Annotated in this window: 18 protein-coding genes and 3 tRNA genes; 16 read left to right on the top strand and 5 right to left on the bottom strand. The window is 40.1% G+C overall.

Going from position 1 to position 20,159, the window contains the following annotated elements:
* The first annotated feature begins 109 nt into the window (after positions 1 to 109).
* The 13 genes from JFU56_RS11455 (at position 110) to JFU56_RS11395 (ending at position 12,768) form a co-directional block, all read left to right on the top strand.
* Positions 110 to 185: transfer RNA gene (locus JFU56_RS11455), tRNA-Asn, on the top strand.
* Positions 186 to 273: 88 nt separating this feature from the next.
* Positions 274 to 349 (top strand) — tRNA-Asn (locus tag JFU56_RS11450).
* An 88-nt stretch (positions 350 to 437) separates the two neighbouring features.
* A tRNA-Asn gene (locus JFU56_RS11445) sits at positions 438 to 513 on the top strand.
* Between the two features lie 186 nt (positions 514 to 699).
* Positions 700 to 2,559, top strand: coding sequence for an EAL domain-containing protein (locus tag JFU56_RS11440; RefSeq protein WP_198437408.1), 1,860 nt, complete (start codon positions 700 to 702; stop codon positions 2,557 to 2,559).
* 138 nt (positions 2,560 to 2,697) lie between these two features.
* Positions 2,698 to 3,279: an electron transport complex subunit RsxA gene (gene rsxA / locus JFU56_RS11435; protein ID WP_019443296.1), complete on the top strand. Its 582-nt coding sequence runs from the start codon at positions 2,698 to 2,700 to the stop codon at positions 3,277 to 3,279.
* 12 nt (positions 3,280 to 3,291) lie between these two features.
* Positions 3,292 to 3,840, top strand: a complete 549-nt coding sequence (gene rsxB, locus JFU56_RS11430) for an electron transport complex subunit RsxB (RefSeq protein WP_198437407.1) — start codon at positions 3,292 to 3,294, stop codon at positions 3,838 to 3,840.
* Positions 3,841 to 3,848: 8 nt separating this feature from the next.
* The gene (gene rsxC / locus JFU56_RS11425) at positions 3,849 to 6,515 is read left to right on the top strand and encodes an electron transport complex subunit RsxC (RefSeq protein WP_306341624.1); all 2,667 of its coding nucleotides are present in this window, start codon (positions 3,849 to 3,851) and stop codon (positions 6,513 to 6,515) included.
* 1 nt (position 6,516) lies between these two features.
* The gene (gene rsxD, locus JFU56_RS11420) at positions 6,517 to 7,566 is read left to right on the top strand and encodes an electron transport complex subunit RsxD (protein WP_198437405.1); all 1,050 of its coding nucleotides are present in this window, start codon (positions 6,517 to 6,519) and stop codon (positions 7,564 to 7,566) included.
* Between the two features lie 9 nt (positions 7,567 to 7,575).
* Positions 7,576 to 8,211, top strand: a complete 636-nt coding sequence (gene rsxG, locus JFU56_RS11415; RefSeq protein ID WP_198437404.1) for an electron transport complex subunit RsxG — start codon at positions 7,576 to 7,578, stop codon at positions 8,209 to 8,211.
* Positions 8,208 to 8,921, top strand: a complete 714-nt coding sequence (locus JFU56_RS11410) for an electron transport complex subunit E (protein WP_198437403.1) — start codon at positions 8,208 to 8,210, stop codon at positions 8,919 to 8,921. The genes rsxG and JFU56_RS11410 overlap by 4 nt, the downstream gene beginning before the upstream one ends.
* A gap of 91 nt (positions 8,922 to 9,012) precedes the next feature.
* Positions 9,013 to 9,654 carry an endonuclease III gene (gene nth / locus JFU56_RS11405; RefSeq protein ID WP_198437402.1) on the top strand — a complete coding sequence of 214 codons (642 nt, stop codon included), beginning with the start codon at positions 9,013 to 9,015 and terminating at the stop codon, positions 9,652 to 9,654.
* Between the two features lie 711 nt (positions 9,655 to 10,365).
* A complete protein-coding gene (locus JFU56_RS11400) occupies positions 10,366 to 11,634 on the top strand; it encodes a magnesium transporter (protein WP_198437401.1) in 1,269 nt (422 codons plus the stop codon).
* 51 nt (positions 11,635 to 11,685) lie between these two features.
* Positions 11,686 to 12,768 carry an FAD:protein FMN transferase gene (locus JFU56_RS11395; RefSeq protein WP_198437400.1) on the top strand — a complete coding sequence of 361 codons (1,083 nt, stop codon included), beginning with the start codon at positions 11,686 to 11,688 and terminating at the stop codon, positions 12,766 to 12,768.
* Positions 12,769 to 12,903: 135 nt separating this feature from the next.
* Here the strand turns inward: JFU56_RS11395 and JFU56_RS11390 are convergent, their stop codons facing one another.
* The 3 genes from JFU56_RS11390 to JFU56_RS11380 form a co-directional block, all read right to left on the bottom strand.
* Positions 12,904 to 13,467, bottom strand: coding sequence for an acetate uptake transporter (locus tag JFU56_RS11390; RefSeq protein ID WP_198437399.1), 564 nt, complete (start codon positions 13,465 to 13,467; stop codon positions 12,904 to 12,906).
* A gap of 611 nt (positions 13,468 to 14,078) precedes the next feature.
* Positions 14,079 to 14,519 (bottom strand): lactoylglutathione lyase, encoded by a 441-nt coding sequence (gloA, locus tag JFU56_RS11385; protein WP_198437398.1) that lies wholly within the window; start codon positions 14,517 to 14,519, stop codon positions 14,079 to 14,081.
* 27 nt (positions 14,520 to 14,546) lie between these two features.
* On the bottom strand, positions 14,547 to 15,428 hold the full coding sequence (locus tag JFU56_RS11380) for an OmpA family protein (RefSeq protein WP_198437397.1): 882 nt from the start codon (positions 15,426 to 15,428) through the stop codon (positions 14,547 to 14,549).
* A gap of 224 nt (positions 15,429 to 15,652) precedes the next feature.
* Between JFU56_RS11380 and rnt the strand changes: the two genes are divergently transcribed.
* Positions 15,653 to 16,384: a ribonuclease T gene (rnt, locus tag JFU56_RS11375; RefSeq protein ID WP_198437396.1), complete on the top strand. Its 732-nt coding sequence runs from the start codon at positions 15,653 to 15,655 to the stop codon at positions 16,382 to 16,384.
* 105 nt (positions 16,385 to 16,489) lie between these two features.
* On the opposite strand, the gene JFU56_RS11370 is transcribed toward rnt, so the two are convergent.
* The gene (locus JFU56_RS11370) at positions 16,490 to 16,975 is read right to left on the bottom strand and encodes a hypothetical protein (protein WP_198437395.1); all 486 of its coding nucleotides are present in this window, start codon (positions 16,973 to 16,975) and stop codon (positions 16,490 to 16,492) included.
* Positions 16,976 to 17,339: 364 nt separating this feature from the next.
* Between JFU56_RS11370 and JFU56_RS11365 the strand changes: the two genes are divergently transcribed.
* Complete coding sequence (locus JFU56_RS11365) at positions 17,340 to 18,665, top strand: Na+/H+ antiporter family protein (RefSeq protein ID WP_198437394.1); 1,326 nt, start codon at positions 17,340 to 17,342, stop codon at positions 18,663 to 18,665.
* A 129-nt stretch (positions 18,666 to 18,794) separates the two neighbouring features.
* Here JFU56_RS11365 and JFU56_RS11360 read toward each other — a convergent pair whose 3' ends face one another.
* Positions 18,795 to 19,124 carry a Grx4 family monothiol glutaredoxin gene (locus tag JFU56_RS11360; protein WP_017220599.1) on the bottom strand — a complete coding sequence of 110 codons (330 nt, stop codon included), beginning with the start codon at positions 19,122 to 19,124 and terminating at the stop codon, positions 18,795 to 18,797.
* A gap of 353 nt (positions 19,125 to 19,477) precedes the next feature.
* Here JFU56_RS11360 and JFU56_RS11355 point away from each other — a divergent pair, with 353 nt between their 5' ends.
* On the top strand, positions 19,478 to 20,062 hold the full coding sequence (locus JFU56_RS11355) for a superoxide dismutase (protein WP_198437393.1): 585 nt from the start codon (positions 19,478 to 19,480) through the stop codon (positions 20,060 to 20,062).
* Positions 20,063 to 20,159: the final 97 nt, after the last annotated feature.

The raw sequence follows: 20,159 nt of genomic DNA, 5'->3' as shown, positions 1-20,159 counted from the left end.
AGTTGGTAGAACGGTGGACTGTTAATCCATATGTCGCTAGTTCAAGTCTAGCAAAGGGAGCCATATTACCTAAACGGTTTATTACATAGCTGTTTATAAAAAGAATAATTCCCCTTTAGTTCAGTTGGTAGAACGGTGGACTGTTAATCCATATGTCGCTAGTTCAAGTCTAGCAAGGGGAGCCAATTTGTTTAAGTCAAGAATAAGACTATATTGAAATAACCTATGAAGTGTTATTCAACAGATTAGCTTCAACAGAAGCACACAATTTATTCCCCTTTAGTTCAGTTGGTAGAACGGTGGACTGTTAATCCATATGTCGCTAGTTCAAGTCTAGCAAGGGGAGCCAATTTGTTTAAGTCAAGAATAAGACTATATTGAAATAACCTATGAAGTGTTATTCAACAGATTAGCTTCAACAGAAGCACACAATTTATTCCCCTTTAGTTCAGTTGGTAGAACGGTGGACTGTTAATCCATATGTCGCTAGTTCAAGTCTAGCAAGGGGAGCCAAATTCTTTTTAATTAAAGAACGAAGACCCAGTTATGTACATAACTGGGTCTTTTTTCATTTACGATAAAAATAGTGTCCCCTATCTCATATTCTCTATCCCTTTCCACCTATACGTATTTTTATATACCTAAACAAGGTACCCTAGCCACTACAGGGATGTAAAAAATACTATAGGGATAATGAAAATGACGGATTATTTTCGCTGCAATCTTTTTATCACATTTGTTTTCTTATGCATGATGTTCAGTGCATTAGGTTTCAGCTATAACTCATTAAACTCATCATTGGCAGTTCAAGGCAGTGCGGTTAATGATGCATTAAGTCAAAAGATAACGATTGATGCAATTACTGATGATAATACCAAATTACTGACAGACAGCCTCGCGTTAAGCCAGCTATTCATTCAAACAGAATCAATATCTTCAAGTTGGAAATCCAATTTCAACTACCCCACTCTAATCCAACTTATCTTTCCGCAGTTAGCGAAAAATTTTTCAGGGGCGACTGACTTATTTAGTTATAAGTTTAAGTTAAGGTTCAGTGAAAAAGATAATGTCGTGATCCAACTGTTAAGTACTTTTACTATTTCACTCTTGATCGCTTACTTATTATGCCTAGCCTCAGTTAAACGATTATTCGTACGTTTAGAAAAAAACATTTTGCTTGAAATCGGTAATACCACAAAACCAAAGCACCCATCATTTCCAGCTGTAACGCGTCTTTTAGCTCAACATAAAGCCGAGCATCATAAAGAATTACAAAGCCAACACGATGAAATTGAAGCACTATCAAAACAAATCAACATGGATAATTTAACTGGTTTATACAATCGGTTTTATTTTCGTGGTGAGCTTGTGGATATTTTATCCGAGAAAAAACAATCTCAGTCGGCCATCCTCGCGTTAGTGCGAGCGTCTGCGTTAGGGCATATCAATAAGCACAGCGGCTTTCAACTCGGGGATAGTTATTTAAAAGATATATCCAATATGCTGAAGCAATGCACTAAACGCTATCCGGATAGCCAGTTATACCGTGTTTCCGGACCTGATTTTGCGATTATAATTCCAAATATGACGGCCGCAGTCGCACATAAATTAGCGCGAGAGATCAAAGCCAACTTAGACGAATATCAATCGCTGCATGAATTAGAAAATGTCGCTTATATTGGCATAACCACCATTCATTCAGGCCATCACCCCGAACAAGTACTGGCTCGTGCAGATACGGCATTAGCCAAAGCGCAACTTGAAGGTCCAAATTATTGGGCTTTCCAACAACAAGATAGCCAGCAAGATAATCAAGGGCAAGCTTACTGGCAGGATGTGATAGAAGATATCATCAATAAGCGTAGTCTGATGCTACTAAGCCAACCGGTGCAGCCAATTCATCGCAATATGAAAAACTATCAAGAGATATATACCCGCTTTATTGGTAGTAATAATTCGATGTTGCCTACACACACCTTATTTGCGATGGCACAACGCTTAGATTATACCGTCAAATTAGATCAACTCATCATTGAAAATATTATCAGTAATAGCCGCACCCAAATGGATGGTAATAGTCACTGGGGGGTGAATTTAACCTCGCATTCTGTACAAAGTAGCGCATTTATCGTCTGGTTGGAGCGGCTGTTGTTACGTGAACCTAATATTGCAGCCAACCTTGTTTTCGAAATAGATGAAGTCATATTAGAACGAAATATCGTCTCGAGTAAACGCGTCATTGATATGCTACGTCGTGTCGGTAGCCGGTCTGCAATCAGTAAGTTTGGTCACGGCATTAGTTCATTCAAGTTGTTTAAAGAACTGAAACCAAATTATATTAAGATAGACAGCGGCTTAATTAAATCAATTACTGACGATAATGCTAGCCAACAATTTTTGCGCATGATTGTCGATGTCGCCCATCGCATGAGCTGCCAGGTCATTGCAGAAGGTGTTGAAGAGTTAGCACAAAAACAATTACTTGAATCTATGCACGTCGACGGAATTCAAGGTTATCTCATTGCAAGACCTGCCCCGCTCAGTAAAATAGCCAGTTAAAGCCTAGAAACCCAAGATAACGTATGGAGACTAATTGATTATTAGCCTTTTTACGTTATCAATTTACGACTTTTCTATTGTAACAATGATACAGATACCCGATAATATAGCCTCCCATAGTAACTGTATTACTTCATCATGACCGAATATCTCTTACTGCTTGTAAGCACTGTGCTTGTTAACAACTTTGTGCTCGTTAAATTTTTGGGTCTATGCCCATTTATGGGTGTTTCTAGTAAATTAGAAAGTGCAATAGGTATGTCGTTTGCGACAACGTTTGTATTAACCATCGCAGCAATGTCTTCATACCTCGTCGAAACTTATATTTTAACGCCGCTCGGCTTAGAATATCTTCGAACGCTCAGTTTCATTCTAGTGATCGCCGTGGTTGTGCAATTTACCGAAATGGTAGTGCATAAAACCAGCCCTACGCTTTATCGTTTGTTAGGTATTTTCTTACCGTTGATCACGACTAACTGCGCTGTACTTGGTGTGGCATTACTAAACATTAATGAAAAACATAACTTTGTCGAAAGTGCTGTGTATGGCTTTGGTGCTGCAGTCGGTTTCTCATTAGTGCTTATATTATTTGCTGCTATGCGTGAGCGTATCGCAGCTGCAAACGTCCCGGCCCCTTTTAAGGGTACTTCAATCGCTATGATCACTGCAGGTCTTATGTCACTTGCGTTCATGGGCTTCACGGGCTTGGTTAAACTTTAACTATTGATAACTATGACTACTATTCTGATTGCAATTATTACCCTTGTTATTCTCGCCGCTTTGTTTGGGCTGGGCCTCGGCTGGGCTGCTATTCGTTTCAAAATTGAAGGTAACCCTGTCGTTGAACAGATCGATGCAGAGTTACCACAAACACAATGTGGCCAATGTGGCTACCCTGGTTGCAAACCCTATGCTGAAGCGGTTGCTAACGGTGAAGAAGTAAATTTATGTGTGCCTGGTGGCGCTGATACCGTTGAAAAGCTTGCCGATATTATGGGCGTTGAAGTTAAACCAATCGCAGAGCAAGAACACGACGCCAGTATTAAACTGGTCGCTCGTATTATTGAAGAAGACTGCATTGGTTGCACTAAATGTATCCAAGCCTGCCCTGTTGATGCAATTGCAGGTGCAACACGTGCAATGCACACTGTGATTGTTGATGCTTGTACGGGTTGTAAATTATGTGTCGCACCATGTCCGACCGATTGTATCGTGATGGAACCAGTACAAACTGCCTGGAAATGGCAGCTAGATTCTATCCCAGTAATCAATATTAAATAGGTCACATGATGTCATTAATCGAACAAATCAAAAATGGTAAACTGTGGCGCTATCTTGGTGGTGTACATCCACAAGAAAACAAAACGCAATCTACAAGCTTAGCGATTACTACAGCAAGTATTCCTGAACACCTTATTATCCCTGTTAAGCAACATATTGGCCAAAGCGGTAAAATCATAGTCGCAGTCGGCGATCGCGTTCTAAAAGGTCAGCCACTAACAGCGTCAGATTCATTTATGACGGTGCCAGTTCATGCCCCTACATCAGGCGTAATCGAACATATAGCCCAGTACCCAAGTACTCACCCATCAGCAACACCTGAAATTGCGATCAAGCTTGTTTGTGATCAATTAGATGATGCAATACCTGCGCAACAAGCGTTAGATTATAAACAGTTATCAACGGCAGAATTACAGCAACATATTAGCCAATCAGGCGTTGCTGGTATGGGTGGTGCAGGTTTCCCCACAGCCGTTAAATTAAGCGACCGACAACCGATCGAATTCTTATTAATCAATGCAGCAGAGTGTGAACCTTACATTACTTCTGATGATGTATTGATGCGTGAACGTGCTGACGATATTATTCAAGGTATTGAAATATTACGTCACATGATCAACCCTGCACTTTGTGTTATTGGTATTGAAGATAATAAACCTGATGCAGCACAAGCGTTAGAAAGCGCGATCAGCAAGCTTAAGCTAAACGATGACATTGTCGTGCATAAAGTACCGACAAAATACCCGAATGGCGGTGAAAAACAGCTCATTAAAATGTTAACCGGTAAAGAAATCAGCAAAGGTCAGATCCCAGCACAATCTGGCATCGTGATGCAAAACGTCGGTACCGTTTATGCGGTTAAACAAGCGATTATTGATCGTCAGCCACTATTAAGCCGTATCGTGACGTTAACAGGTAAAGCCTTTCCACAGCCACGTAATGTACAAGCTTTGATTGGCACACCGATTAAAGCACTGCTTAACGAATTTGAATGTAATGAAAAAAAAGCGGCGGCCATTATTTATGGTGGCCCGATGATGGGCTTCACCTTGCCGCACGCACAATTTTCATTAACCAAAACTGGTAACTGCATTTTAACGCCAATTAAAGATGAGATCCCACAAGTCAGAGATGCCGATGCTTGTATTCGCTGTGGTGAATGCGCCGAAGCCTGCCCTGTTGATCTATTACCACAACAATTACATTGGTACAGCCAAGCTAAAGACGTTAAAAAGTTAGCAGATTACAACCTGATGGACTGCATTGAATGTGGCGCATGCAGTTATGTTTGCCCAAGCCAGATCCCGCTTGTGCATCAATATCGTATTGCTAAAGTTGAGGTCCGCGAAAGCGATGCTGAACTTGCTGCTGCAGCCATTGCCAAAGAACGTTTTGAAAAACGTAACGAACGCTTAGCCTTAGAGAAAGCACAACGCGAACAACGCCAAAAAGACGCTGCTGAAAAACGTCGTGCCACAGCTAAAGCTACAACAGGTGAAGATCCCGTTAAAGCGGCAATGGAACGTATCCAAAAAGCCAAAGCTGCCGAGCAAGCCGATGGCCAAGCAAGTAAAGGTTCTGCTGTTGCAGATGCAATTGCACGTGCTAAAGCGAAGAAAGCCGCCACTTCAAATGACTCAGGTACTGCTGTTCCAGACAATGCAGCTGTAATTGCTGAGCGTAAAGCGAGAAAAGCCGCAGCGAAAGCAAAACGTGAAGCTGAAAGTGCACAACCAACTGCGGTCACGACAAGTCCAGCAATTGAAGCTAAAAAAGCGGCGGTTGCTGATGCTATTGCTCGCGCGAAGGCCAAAAAAGCGGCCGAATCAACTATAGCGCCATCTGTTGATGGGAAGAAAGCCGCTGTTGCTGCTGCAATCGCCCGTGCGAAAGCGAAAAAACTGGTTGCTCAAGAAAATACAGTAACAACAACGGCTGATGAACCAGAATCACTAGCGCCTGCTGTTGATACCAAGAAAGCCGCCGTTGCTGCTGCAATCGCCCGTGCGAAAGCGAAAAAACTAGCTGCTCAGGCAAACACAGCTGTAACAACGGCTGATGAACCTGAATCACCTGCGCCTGATGTTGATGCCAAGAAAGCTGCCGTTGCTGCTGCAATCGCCCGTGCCAAAGCGAAAAAACTGGCTGCCCAGGCAAACACAGTGACAGCAACGCCTGATGAACCTGAATCACCAGCGCCTGCTGTTGATACCAAGAAAGCTGCCGTTGCTGCTGCCGTCGCCCGTGCGAAAGCAAAGAAACTGGCCGCTCAAGAAAATACAGTGGCAACAATGGCTGATGAACCTGAATCACCAGCGCCTGCAGTTGATGCCAAGAAAGCTGCCATTGCTGCTGCCGTCGCCCGTGCCAAAGCAAAGAAACTGGCCGCTCAAGAAAATACAGTGACAACAACGGCTGATGAACCTGAATCACCAGCGCCTGCAGTTGATGCCAAGAAAGCTGCCGTTGCTGCTGCAATCGCCCGTGCCAAAGCGAAAAAGCTTGCTGCTCAAGCAAACACAGTGACAACAGCTGATAACCCTGTATCTGTAGAAATAAATGATGCAAGTGACACAGTTCAAACAACCGAACCTGTTGATAAGAAAAAAGCAGCTATTGCCGCGGCGATAGCAAAAGCGAAAGCAAAAAAACTAGCCCAACTTGGTGACAAATAACATGGCATTTAGATTAGCAAGCTCTCCCCATAATCACAGTGGTAGCAGCACCAGTAAACTGATGCGTACCGTTATTTTAGCTACAATTCCAGGCATTGCCGCACAGTGGTATTTTTTTGGTGCCGGTAATCTGATTCATATCGTCCTGGCTTGTTTTGCAGCCATCGTGACTGAAGCTGTGATCCTGAAATTACGTAAACAACCCATACTCAGTCGAGTACAAGATAACAGTGCTTTATTAACCGGTCTATTAATCGGTATCTCAATTCCTGGTTTCGCCCCTTGGTGGATAAGTATCATGGGTGCAGTCTTTGCGATCGGTATTGCCAAACACCTTTATGGTGGATTAGGTCAAAATATTTTTAATCCTGCGATGGTCGCTTATGTGATGCTGCTTGTATCATTCCCACTGCAAATGACCACCTGGCCACCAGTAAGTGAAATTACAGGCTATGAATTATCATTATGGGATGTATTCAACGTTATCTTTGCTGGCGTGACCCTCGACGGACATACTGCACATCAACTGATGCAAAACATTGATGGCATCACGATGGCAACCCCGCTTGATACTTTAAAAACAGGTCTGGCAATGGGTCATACCGTTGCAGAAATACAAACCAAAGATCAATTTAGTTGGTTATCAGGTTTAGGTTGGGAATGGATTAACTTAGCCTTTCTTGCTGGCGGCGTGTATTTAATGAGTAAACGCGCGATCCTCTGGTACATCCCAGTTGGCTTGTTAGGTGGCTTGTTTGCCATTAGTTTCATCGGTTACCTGTGGGAACCAGATTCTGTTGGTTCGCCAATATTCCACCTGTTCTCAGGGGCAACTATGTTAGGTGCATTCTTTATTGCAACGGATCCAGTATCAGCATCTACAACACCAAGAGGCCGCCTTATATACGGCGCATTAATCGGCGCATTAATCTATATTATCCGAACTTGGGGCGGTTACCCTGACGCAATGGCGTTTGCAGTCTTACTCGCCAACATGTGTGTGCCATTAATTGATTATTATACTCAACCCCGTGTATACGGTCATAAATAGGAGATCACCATGTTAGTATCAATGAGAAAAAATGGTGCGATCCTGGCCATATTCGCCTTAGCTTGTACCTCTGTTGTAGCCATCACCAATGCTGTCACAAAAGATCGTATTGCAGAGCAAGAACAAACTCAGCTTTTGAAAATTATTAATCAATTATTACCTGAAGATGCCCATGACAACAATATATTTCAAAGCTGTAAATTAATGACAAATGAAGCACTGTTAGGCTCTTCAGAACCACAACGTATCTTCACTGCAACCAAGAATAATGAACTCGTCGGTTATGCTATCGAAGGTATTGCACCCAAGGGCTATAGCGGTAATATTAAGCTTGTTGTCGGTATAGATACCATAGGTAAAGTAACCGGTGTACGTATTCTTGGTCACAATGAAACTCCCGGATTAGGTGACAAAGTTGAATACCGAAAGTCTAATTGGCTAGATGATTTTGTTGATCAAACCTTAACCAAAGAAAATGCGCATACTTGGGCTGTAACGAAAGATGGCGGTGACTTTGATTCGTTCACTGGTGCTACAATTACACCTAGAGCGGTGGTAGGTTCAGTGAAAAATATCCTTACATTTTATCAGTCAGAACAGTTTTCTAATTTAAACAGCGCGCCTTCTTGTTGGAGTAAATCATGAGCCAATATCGCGATATTATCTACCAAGGATTATGGAAAAATAATCCTGGCTTAGTACAAGTATTAGGACTATGTCCCCTACTTGCTGTAACAGCAACCGTTACCAATGCTATGGGCTTAGGCATCGCAACCTTATTAGTACTTGTGGCATCCAACATTACTATTTCACTAATACGTGAATACGTACCGAAAGAGATACGTATTCCCATTTTCGTGATGATCATTGCTTCATTTGTAACAACGGTACAGTTATTAATGAATGCCTACGTTTATGAATTATATCAATCCCTTGGTATTTTCATTCCGTTGATTGTAACCAACTGTATTATTATTGGTCGTGCTGAAGCATTCGCATCACGCAATAAAGTATTACCTTCTGCTGCTGACGGCTTCTTTATGGGACTGGGTTTTGCTAGTGTGTTGATCGTATTAGGTGCAATCCGTGAAGTGCTCGGTCAAGGTACCTTATTTGACGGGATGGACTTGCTATTAGGTGATTGGGCAAGTGCATTACGCATTGAAGTTTTCCATGCCGATACCAGCTTCTTATTGGCGATCTTAGCACCAGGCGCATTCATTGGCATGGGCTTTTTGATGGCATTCAAACATGTAATTGACGACCAATTGGATAAACGTCGTAAAGCGCAGCCTATTGTTGAAATAAGTGATGATGCTGAATCCACAACAGCAACCGAATCAACGACTAATTAACTATTAATCCGTTACCATAACCGATAATTAAGACTACTTACTTAAGCCATGTTGATTTACGATCAGCATGGCCTTTTTATAGGATAAAGGCATGAACAAAGATAAACGCCGCATCATTTTAGAGCGTCTGCGTGATAATAACCCCCATCCTGAAACTGAGTTAAACTTCTCTTCAGCATTTGAGTTACTTGTAGCTGTAACACTGTCGGCGCAAGCAACCGATGTGAGTGTCAATAAAGCCACGGATAAACTATTTCCAGTCGCTAACACACCTCAGGCTATCTTTGATTTAGGTGTTGAAGGGCTAAAGACCTATATTAAGACCATTGGCTTATACAACTCGAAAGCCAATAACGTTATTAAAGCCTGCCAGATATTAATAGAGAAACACAACAGTGTGGTTCCCGAAAGTCTTGAAGACTTAGTTGAACTGCCAGGCGTCGGTCGTAAAACTGCAAATGTGGTATTAAATACCGCATTTGGTTGGCCTACAATTGCTGTTGATACACACATTTTCCGAGTATCGAATCGTACTAAACTGGCGATGGGTAAAAACGTAGACCAAGTAGAAGAAAAGTTACTTAAAGTAATTCCAGCTGAGTTTAAAGTAGATGTACATCATTGGTTGATCTTACACGGTCGTTATACCTGTATCGCCCGTAAGCCGCGTTGTGGTTCTTGCATAATTGAAGATCTGTGTGAGTTCAAAGATAAAATCTACCCTGAAGAATAATGACTATACCCAACAAGCCAAGATCCAGCTACTCGCTGGATTTTCGCTGCTCTCAGTCCTCTGCGGTTAACGGTAATATAGAACACCAAGATGAACAGATATATAAGCTAATGATATTTAGTGTAAAGACACAGTTTCAATATTGACTTAAAGTATCATAAAACTTACAATCCGCTCGAATTAATCAAGCAAAGGAAATAACATGGAAAGCGATCATTGTAGGAGAGCCTATATATAGATGTTGGATAGTAAATAATCCCCCCCCCTCCCTCTATTTATACCTCTCTCATTATATAAAACGTCCATAATCTAAATACCCATCATGATTAGACGAATTAAACTCATTATAATTAATGCTTCGTTACGATTTTTTAATCGTCAGTGTTAATAAATATTATATTGAATCATCAACTGTGTTTACAGGTTGGCTATATTGTAATAATCAACAATTATTACCCAAATCATCACAGCCATAAATAAAGTAAGCAATTGATATATAGGAAAGTAAATAAAGTAAGCAATTGATATATAGGAAAGTAAATGGAAATCGACATTCCTCCTAGTCTACTACTGTTCCAGAAATGCGATGTGTAGTGGTATGTGAAATAATATTTAATACGTTCAGTTAAAATAAATCACAATAAAATATCCCCGCAATCGCTGTTATTCACATTATAAAATATTTAATCCTATTATATTGGAGGACTAATCATGTCCAATAATACAGCGCTCATAAACAATAAAAACACATTAACATTAAATAATGAAATTAATCATCCATTTGAATTATGGAATAATGAAACGAAGCATAAATTAATTTCATTTTTAACAAATAATTCAATCGAGGAACTACGTCATTGGTTTAGTAATAAAACCTTAAATCAATATTATCAAATAAAGAAATTATCATTAGATAATATTGATTTAAAAAAACTATTACCCGCTTGGCTACTTGCCGATATCGAGTTATTAGCAACGGCCAGCAGCCCCGTCTTTTCTGTGATATCACCAACCTCCCCTCTATTGCTAAATCATAATATGTCAGTTGCAGAGACTATAAACCACGTTAAGTCGATGAACAAAGACCTCAATGCTAAAGTGGCAATGCTTGTTGACCAGTATGGACGCTATTATGCGCTGCTGGAATTACACACACTGCTTCAGCATGATGAGGACCTGTTATTAGCAGATATTGCATTACAAGTTGAGCCTTGCCATGTTGGTGAAGATCAAGAATATGCAGTCAGCCAACTACAAATTGCCAATTCAGAATACCTACCTATTATCGATATACGTGGACACCCTGTTGGCTTATTTCAATGGCAACAAGCCTCACAAGTGATGCAAGTTGAGCAAACGGAAGACGTCAATTTACAGATGGGGATTCAAAGTAGCCTAGACGAACCAAGTTATCTTGATATGTCGGTAATTGATCATGTGCGTAAACGAATCATTTGGGTTTTGGGTTTAGCTGCTATCGGCATTTTTTCAGGTATGATCATTCAGAGTTATGATGACGCGATAGCGGCATTAACAATACTCGCGTTGTACATGCCTATGATTGCAGACACAGGCGGTAACGCTGGAAGCCAATCAGCTACCGTGATTGTACGATCCCTAGCATTAGGGGAATTAAAAGTTAAAAACTGGTTAGCAGTTGTCTGGAAGGAGTTACAAATCGCTAGTCTGATCGGTTTAGCATTAGCAGCCGCTTCTTTCGTCAAAGTCGAGTTTCTATCAAGTAGCGCGGTACTGCCGGGTAATATCACCTTAACATTATTAGGTTCAGCGATTGCATTGGCCTTGTTTCTGCAAGTACTTACGGCGACCGTTATTGGCGCAACCTTACCTTTAATAGCTAAATCCTGTCGATTAGATCCAGCCGTTGTAGCAAGTCCTGCGATCACTACCTTTGTTGATATTACAGGGCTACTCATTTATTTCTATATCACCACGACATTACTGGGTATTGCCGCTTAGTCATTCCGATTTAGTCGTACTCATAATCACAAAGTAAAATCAGGGTATATAATGTTATATTTCAAATCTATAAATACAAAAATGCAATACACACACGCAGTGCACTTTAAATTAGCACTGCAATGGCTAGCGGCTACTACAATGGTTATTTTGATGCTTGGCTGCTCTGAGCCTCAGCTAAGCAATAGCACTTTTAAAGGTCAAACCATGGGCACATTTTATGACATAAAAATAGCCCACTTTCCATTATCGACGAGTAAACAGTCGTCTATACATGCTGAAATAGATCGACGATTAGAGCAAGTTAACGAGCAGATGTCGACTTATCGCCCACACTCCGAGCTATCCCGTTTTAATCTAAGCCCGGCTATTAATAACTTTCCTGTATCAGAAGACACAGCCAAGGTGGTTGCAGAGTCTATTCGAATATATGAGATAACATCAGGTGCATTCGATATCACACTTGGCCCACTCGTTAACTTATGGGGATTCGGTCCTGGTGATGTACCACAGCAAAAACCAACAACTGATATGATAAAATCAGCACTCTCACGTGTTGGCATTCAGCACCTAAGTAGCACTAAGCATACTTTAAGTAAGAATATTGATAGTCTTTATGTCGATTTATCAGGCATAGCAAAAGGCTATGGTGCTGATGTTATCGCAGAATATTTAGAATCGTTAGGCATTGATAATTATATTGTTGGCCTTGGTGGCGATTTACGAGCAAAAGGAATAAATGGGAATAATGTAGATTGGCAAATTGCCATTGAAAAAGCATCGACAATAGAGCACTCAGTACAGCATGTTGTCAGTGTGGGAAATAACGCCATCGTTACATCAGGTAGCTATCGTAATTATTATGATCTTAATGATGAACGTTTTTCTCATACTATAGACCCAATAACAGCTCTGCCAGCACAGCATAATTTGGTTTCCGTGACAGTGATCCACCCTTCCGCGATGACTGCAGATGGCTTTGCTACTGCATTTATGGCGATGGGCGAAGAACAGGCAATGGCGTTGGCAAAGCAACAAAGATTAGCGGTGTACATGATCTATAAGTCTGGGGACTCGTTTAAAGAAATGTTTACGGAAGAATTCTCACCTTTCTTTCAACCTGATTCGCATTAATTAACGCACTAACAATCAAAAAGGCGCGTTCAATGCATTGAACGCGCCTTTATATTTCTCACTGTATGTTACGTATAGTACTCAGTGTTTAATCAGCTATATTTTCCTGTTATTCAGGATAAAGCTTAGCAATGATTAAAAAACAGGTTTACCTACAGGTAATACTTCACGGCCATATTCGCCATTCAGGATTTGCGCCATGCTGAAGTACATCGCGCTTAAACCACAGAAAATACCAACATAACCAGCAATAACGCCAATCACTTCACTACCGCTAAAGTCACGGATAGAAAGTAAGAAGAACAATGCCGTTAGTGAAGCAAATACGATCTGTTTTGCACGTGGATAACGTAATGAACCGATAAATAAGCCCGCAGTAAATAGACCCCATAACAGCAGGTACCAACCCATAAAGCCAGCAGGACTCGCAGCAACACCCATTTTAGGCATCAAGATCAGACCAACCAATGTTAACCAGAAAAAGCCATACGAAATAAAAGCAGTCGTGCCAAACGTATCATTACGTTTGTAACATAAAATACCCGCAATAATTTGGCTAATACCACCGTAAAAAATACCCATCGCAAGTATCATAGAATCCATTGGGAAAAATCCCGCATTATGGATATTTAATAAAACGGTAGTCATACCGAAGCCCATTAGGCCCAGTGGTGCTGGATTAGCTAGTTGTGTAGACATTAATAATAAAACCTGTCGGATATAAAGAGGCGGCGATTGTAGGTTAATAATTCTGGCGGGGCAATTGCAAATAGTTTAAAAATCCAGCTAATTAATAATTATCATCATTTAAAGTGGGCTTTGTATCTATATAAACAAATTAAATATTATGGCGTTCATTAATAACTAATTAATATTAAAAACAACACGAACCACGCTACACCATTGTTTTATATGGCTATTTAGATTTCACTTGTGGATATTTAGGCTGGGATTAATGTGTTAATTGAGTGGTAGTCGCATGAGAATCATTAATTTAAATTTAGTTATTCTCATTATTTATAATAAACAACATAAATATATCAATCAGCTATATAAGCATGTTTTTATATATTTATAGCCATAAGAACTTATTTATTATAACTTTAAAGCATATTAATCTTAATTTGCGCGTATCACTATTTTTATTAATTGGGCGCATTAATTGAGCGCAATAGATTAATCATAATGAGATATTACTAGTTGCGCTCATACGTAGTATTTTTACGGGGTATTTATACGGGCTTAGACTTATCAAGGCAGCTATATTACGAGCCTATTACCTTACAAGCTTATTATCTTAAAACCTTAGCTTACCACTCACCAATATTTTGCATTGAAGCCCATGGTTCTTGGGGTGTTAGTCTGTCACCTTTCTGCAATAACTCGATAGAAATACCATCCGGTGAACGGATAAATGCCATATAGCCATCACGCGGCGGACGATTAATTATCACACCAGCAGCCTGTAGTTCAGCGCATGTTGTATAGATGTCGTCAACTTCATAAGCAAGATGACCGAAGTTTCGACCACCTTCATACGCTTCTTCATCCCAGTTATAGGTAAGTTCAAGTGTTGGTCGAGAAGTTTGTTTCGCTTGTTCAGCATCGCTAGGCGCAGCTAAGAAGATAAGAGAAAAGCGAGCCTCTTCATAATCATTACGTTTAACTTCGATTAAACCAAGTTTATTACAGTAAAAATCTAAAGATGCTTCTAAGTTTTTAACACGAACCATAGTATGTAAGAATTGCATAACACGTCCTATTACAACTGAGTGATATTAAAGAGTCGGTTGACCCAATGATATCACAACTCGTTGATTTTTTTGTCGCTCAATAATATTACTATTCGATGCTATTTGGCTTTTCTCGCCATAACTATTGGTTTTAATTTCGAGGTTTTCAAATCCGTTAGCTAAGAAGTACTGCTTGATATTCTCAGCTCGTAATGAAGAGGTTTCTAAGTTTTGTAGTTCATCACCATAACTGGCGGTATAGCTGTCTACAACAACGACATTAATATCAGGGCTGTACTGTAAAAACTCGCTAATCATCGCCAAGCGTTGCTGGCTTTGCTGTGTCAATTCATCACTTGACGCATTGAAATCAAGCACTGAATAAGCAATATCATCCAAACTGTAAGGTAATAGGTTACTTACACACTCTAAGAATTCTTGATATTTATTTTGGAAGTTAACAGAGGATAAACCAACACTAATAAATTCACCGCCACGATACCAATCTCGGAAATAAAATGTTGGGTAATCACCAGAATCTAATGCATCAAGCATGCGCCAAGCAGGTTGCTCGCTCACATATCCTGAAAATTGGCGATAGAGTTTAACATCAGCCAGATCTTTCGCAGCACTGCCTGGTTTCCAACTTGGTGGAACCGAACGTAATGAAGCCATTTCAGCTTGAGCGGGTAAACGTTTCATGTCTAATTCAAAATTAAGGTTAATTAACTTCGATGCTCTACTGGTGAAAATTGCTTGACCATAACGAGGAATATCATGCTCCAGGCTGCATTGTACAGGCGTAGAACGACTATTTTCCCATTGAGAAAATTCGTAATTAGCCGCATAATTTTTCATGCTAGCTGAAGCGCTTGTTGAACCGACAGCAACAAGTGAAGCAATTATAAAATGTTGACAATTATTCATACGGTTCAAAATCCTGTTTCTTCGGTGCCTATATAGCTTATCGGTATTAACTCAAATAACTTGAGCCTATTTTCTAAAAGATTTAAAAATACCTAACTAAACAGCCCTAAATGTCATTCCTTGTAGATTATCCCGACAACTAACAACAAATTCGCAAAGTTGATTAGAGGACATGCAATTATTATGGCATAATCCCAACCAAGTCAACACTAAAAAATGATCACATGAGCACAACTGAAAAATCAGCTTTTAGCCAACGATTCCGTGGCTACTTCCCTGTTGTTATCGATATCGAAACAGCGGGATTTAATGCACAAACAGATGCTATGTTAGAGATTGCCGCTTCAATCCTCGAAATGGATGAAGATGGTTATCTTAAAATTTCGCATACCCTGCACTTTAATGTAGAGCCGTTTGAGGGTGCTAATTTAGAGCAAGCAGCCTTAGATTTTACCGGTATCGACCCAACGAATCCATTACGTGGTGCAGTACCTGAACGCGACGCGATCACTGAGATCTATAAAGCAGTTCGTAAAGGCTTAAAGGATACTGGTTGTCATCGTGCAATAATGGTTGCCCACAATGCCGCGTTTGACCATGGTTTTTTAAGTGCAGCATCGAGTCGTGAAAAGATTAAACGTAATCCTTTCCACCCTTTTGCTACATTTGATACCACTACGCTTGCTGGGTTAGCCGTTGGTCAAACTGTACTTGCTAAAGCATGTATGGCTGCAGGTATTCCTTTTGATCATAAACAGGCACACTCCGCTAAATATGATACAGAGCAAACAGCAAAGTTATTTTGCTACATAGTCAATAAATGGAAAGACATGGGCGGTTGGCCACTTCCTGTACCAGAAGACGATGTTGAAGAAGCTAATGCTGTTAATGACAGTAGCTTAACTGATAGTACGTTAAGTAATGGCATCTTAAGTACGGGCACTGAAACAGAATAAGCTATTATGCCCCTGCGTGATGAACAATACAGACGCTATAACTCTCGAGTTAAGCACTGGATTTTGACGCGTAAAGGGGCAAAACTCTAATAATATAAATAGTTGTTAAAACTTGCCTTCCACACCAATTATCGTCGTATCAGTCTCACTTTCATAATGAAAATATAATACAGTCGCACCATAACTAAGCCCTGCCACGCAACCTAACATATTTGCAGCCATATCATTTTTATCGAATTTATTCCCTTCCTGAGTACTATCATAAGTCTCTTTCAGCGCACCAACCGTTAAACCGACCAGCATGGTTTGCCACCAACTTTCGGTATACATCATAGTCGCTCCGCATATTACGGTCTCGGCAATAAAATGTTGCTGCTTATCATCATCAACACTTTCTGCACGTACAGATAAAGACGCAAATAGCATGGCGATTATCATTACATTGCGAGATAAACGGTATAGTTGATAGAAATTCAAGGTCAATACAGAGCGACAAAAACCTTTAATATTGGAAAGAAAATAAGTGTTAGCGTATGTTGTTGGTACATTACTACTTATTTGATAACGATTTACTTCAGCTATATGGATCATGAGTTTTTAAGCGCCATAACGAATCTAGCAAAGTGGCCTAAGCAAACTCAAGCGAGTCATAACACCTTAAAAATCAGGCTTAAATGCTAAATTAAATTTATATAAAGCATCCATGCGCCATGTGTAATCACAAGTCAGAATAAAACACCAAGTGATTAACGCAATGCTAGCAGCCAAAGTGCAATCTGCAACAAATTTTCAATTCATTATTAATCATCAAATCGTTAATATCATGAAGTTAAAGCTTAAGTTATTCACTAAACCTATATAAATACCCATAAATAGACGTAAAATTCACTTATCTTATTCACTATAGTTTTATATACTACATTTAATGAAATTATTAACATTGGAAAGTAGATAGATGAATCCTGTAGTTATCGCGGTGCTGACTATGTTAATCCTGAGCTTTATGCGGATTAATGTTGTTGTAGCGCTCACAATTAGTGCCATTTTAGGCGGTTTAATTGGTGGTTTACCTTTAGAAGAAGTTATTGCAGCGTTTAACTCAGGTTTAGGTGGTGGTGCATCAATTGCATTAAACTATGCCATGTTAGGTGCATTTGCAGTTGCTATCTCAAAGTCAGGTATTACTGACATATTAGCGGCTAAAATTGTTAGTCGTTTAGGCACTGGCGGCACGCAACGCCAAATAAACGGTTTTAAATATGGTTTGCTCTTTACGCTGCTATTAGTCGCAATCTCATCACAAAACGTTATCCCTGTTCATATTGCGTTTATTCCGCTACTTGTTCCGCCTCTACTTGGTGTGATGAATAAATTGAGATTAGATCGCCGTGCTGTCGCTTGCGTGATCACCTTTGGTTTAACTGCAACGTATATGTTCTTACCAATTGGTTTTGGTGGTATTTTCTTAAATAATATCCTACTTAAAAACCTAAATGATAACGGTGCAAACGTCGTTGCCGAGCAATTACCTACCGCAATGGCACTGCCTGTACTCGGTATGGTTATAGGTCTTATTACCGCAGTGGTGTTTAGCTATCGTAAGCCACGCGAATACTTGACTGAAAGTGAATTAACAACGAAAGAAGTACAGAAAGTTGAATATAATCCTCGCCATATTATCGTTGCGATGGTTGCGGTTGTTGCTGCGCTTAGCTTACAGTTAATCTATGATTCAATCATTTTAGGTGCGCTAACAGGCTTCATTATCTTTACACTCGGTGGCGTGATTAAATTCCACGAGACTCAAGATATCTTTACCCGTGGCGTTCACATGATGGCGATGATTGGTTTTATCATGATTGCAGCATCAGGCTTTTCTGAAGTAATGAAAGCAACAAGCGGTGTTGAATCATTAGTTGGTTCGATTGGTAGTGTTATTGGTGATAACAAGGGCTTAGCAGCACTGTTAATGCTAGTAACTGGTTTATTGGTGACAATGGGGATTGGTTCGTCGTTCTCGACTATTCCAATTCTTGCGACTATCTATGTGCCATTGGCACTGCAGTTTGGTTTCTCTCCACTTGCAACAGCATCACTAGTTGGTACAGCTGCAGCACTGGGTGATGCCGGTTCACCAGCATCAGATTCAACATTAGGTCCAACATCTGGTCTAAACGTTGATGGTCAGCACGATCATATCCGAGATTCGGTGATCCCAACATTCATCCATTATAATATCCCGCTTATTATCTTTGGTTGGATCGCAGCTGTTACCCTGTAATCGTATAAAATATGTTAACGATTAAATCGTAGATATAAAAAAGGGAAGCAATTGCTTCCCTTTTTCGTATGCTCATTATAGTTAGTAGCGATTAATACCACCGACTAAGCATAATCAACCCATTCAATATTACTCAGCTTTTGCTTTTGCAGCAGCTTCAGCGATTAATGGCTGCAATTCGCCTTGTTGGAACATTTCCATGATGATGTCACAACCGCCAACAAGCTCGCCGTCAACCCATAGTTGTGGGAATGTAGGCCAGTTCGCGTATTTAGGTAGCTCAGCACGGATATCTGGATTCTGTAGGATATCAACGTAAGCAAATTGCTCACCACAGTTGATTACAGCTTGTGATGCTTGTGAAGAAAAACCACAGCTAGGTAGTTTTGGTGAACCTTTCATGTATAGGATGATTGAATTCTCAGCAAGTTGCTGTTTGATTTTATCTAAAGTTTCCATTGTGTCCTCACAAATCTTAGCGTTTACATCTATTGTCGTTATTATTTGAATCTAGCTATTTGAATCTAGTTATTTAAACTCTAACTATAGAATGCATTATATAAATACAAATTTAGTCAGTCATTTTATGCTAATTATAGCTCCGTTAACACCGTTATTTTGTAGGGTTATTTTGTTTTATATTTAGTCTAATTGTTAAATTTTTACTTTGCTGGTTACAATTTATTAATTGAGCAGTACAATTACGCTCAAATACTTGAATATATTCAACGCTAGCGTTAGTATTCTTGCAATAATTAAATCAATAATGAGCAATGGATAGCCTTTGGCTATCAATACATAAGGAAATACCTATGAGTATTACACTACCAGCTTTACCGTACGCGCAAGATGCACTTGAACCACATATCTCTGCAGAGACTCTTTCTTTCCACTACGGCAAACACCACAACACTTATGTGGTTAAGCTTAATGGTCTAATCGAAGGTACTCCTCTTGCTGAAAAGACTTTAGAAGAGATAGTTAAATCTTCTACTGGTCCAGTATTCAACAACGCTGCGCAAGTATGGAACCACACATTCTATTGGAACAGCCTTACTCCTGCTGCAAAAGGCCAACCAGAAGGCGCTCTAGCTGACGCTATCAACGCTAAATTCGGATCTTTCGAAGCGTTCCAAGCTGCATTCAACGATAAAGCTGTTAACAACTTCGGTTCAAGCTGGACTTGGTTAGTTAAAAACGCTGAAGGCGAATTAGAAATCGTTAATACTTCTAACGCTGGTACGCCAATCACAGAAGCTGGTGTTACACCGCTAATCACTGTTGATCTTTGGGAACACGCTTACTACATCGATTACCGTAACCTACGTCCTAGCTACCTTAACGGTTTCTGGGCACTAGCTAACTGGGATTTCGCTGCCGCTAACTTCGCAGCTTAATTACTTGTTAGCCTTAGGCTAGATAGTAATAAATCGATTGTATTAAAAAAACCGATAGTGAAGTGATTCACTATCGGTTTTTTGTTATTGAACTAGC

Origin of the sequence: Moritella sp. F3 (assembly GCF_015082335.1) — a bacterium.
In the GTDB taxonomy this organism is placed as follows: domain Bacteria; phylum Pseudomonadota; class Gammaproteobacteria; order Enterobacterales; family Moritellaceae; genus Moritella.
This window is presented reverse-complemented; position numbering and strand designations above follow the sequence as displayed.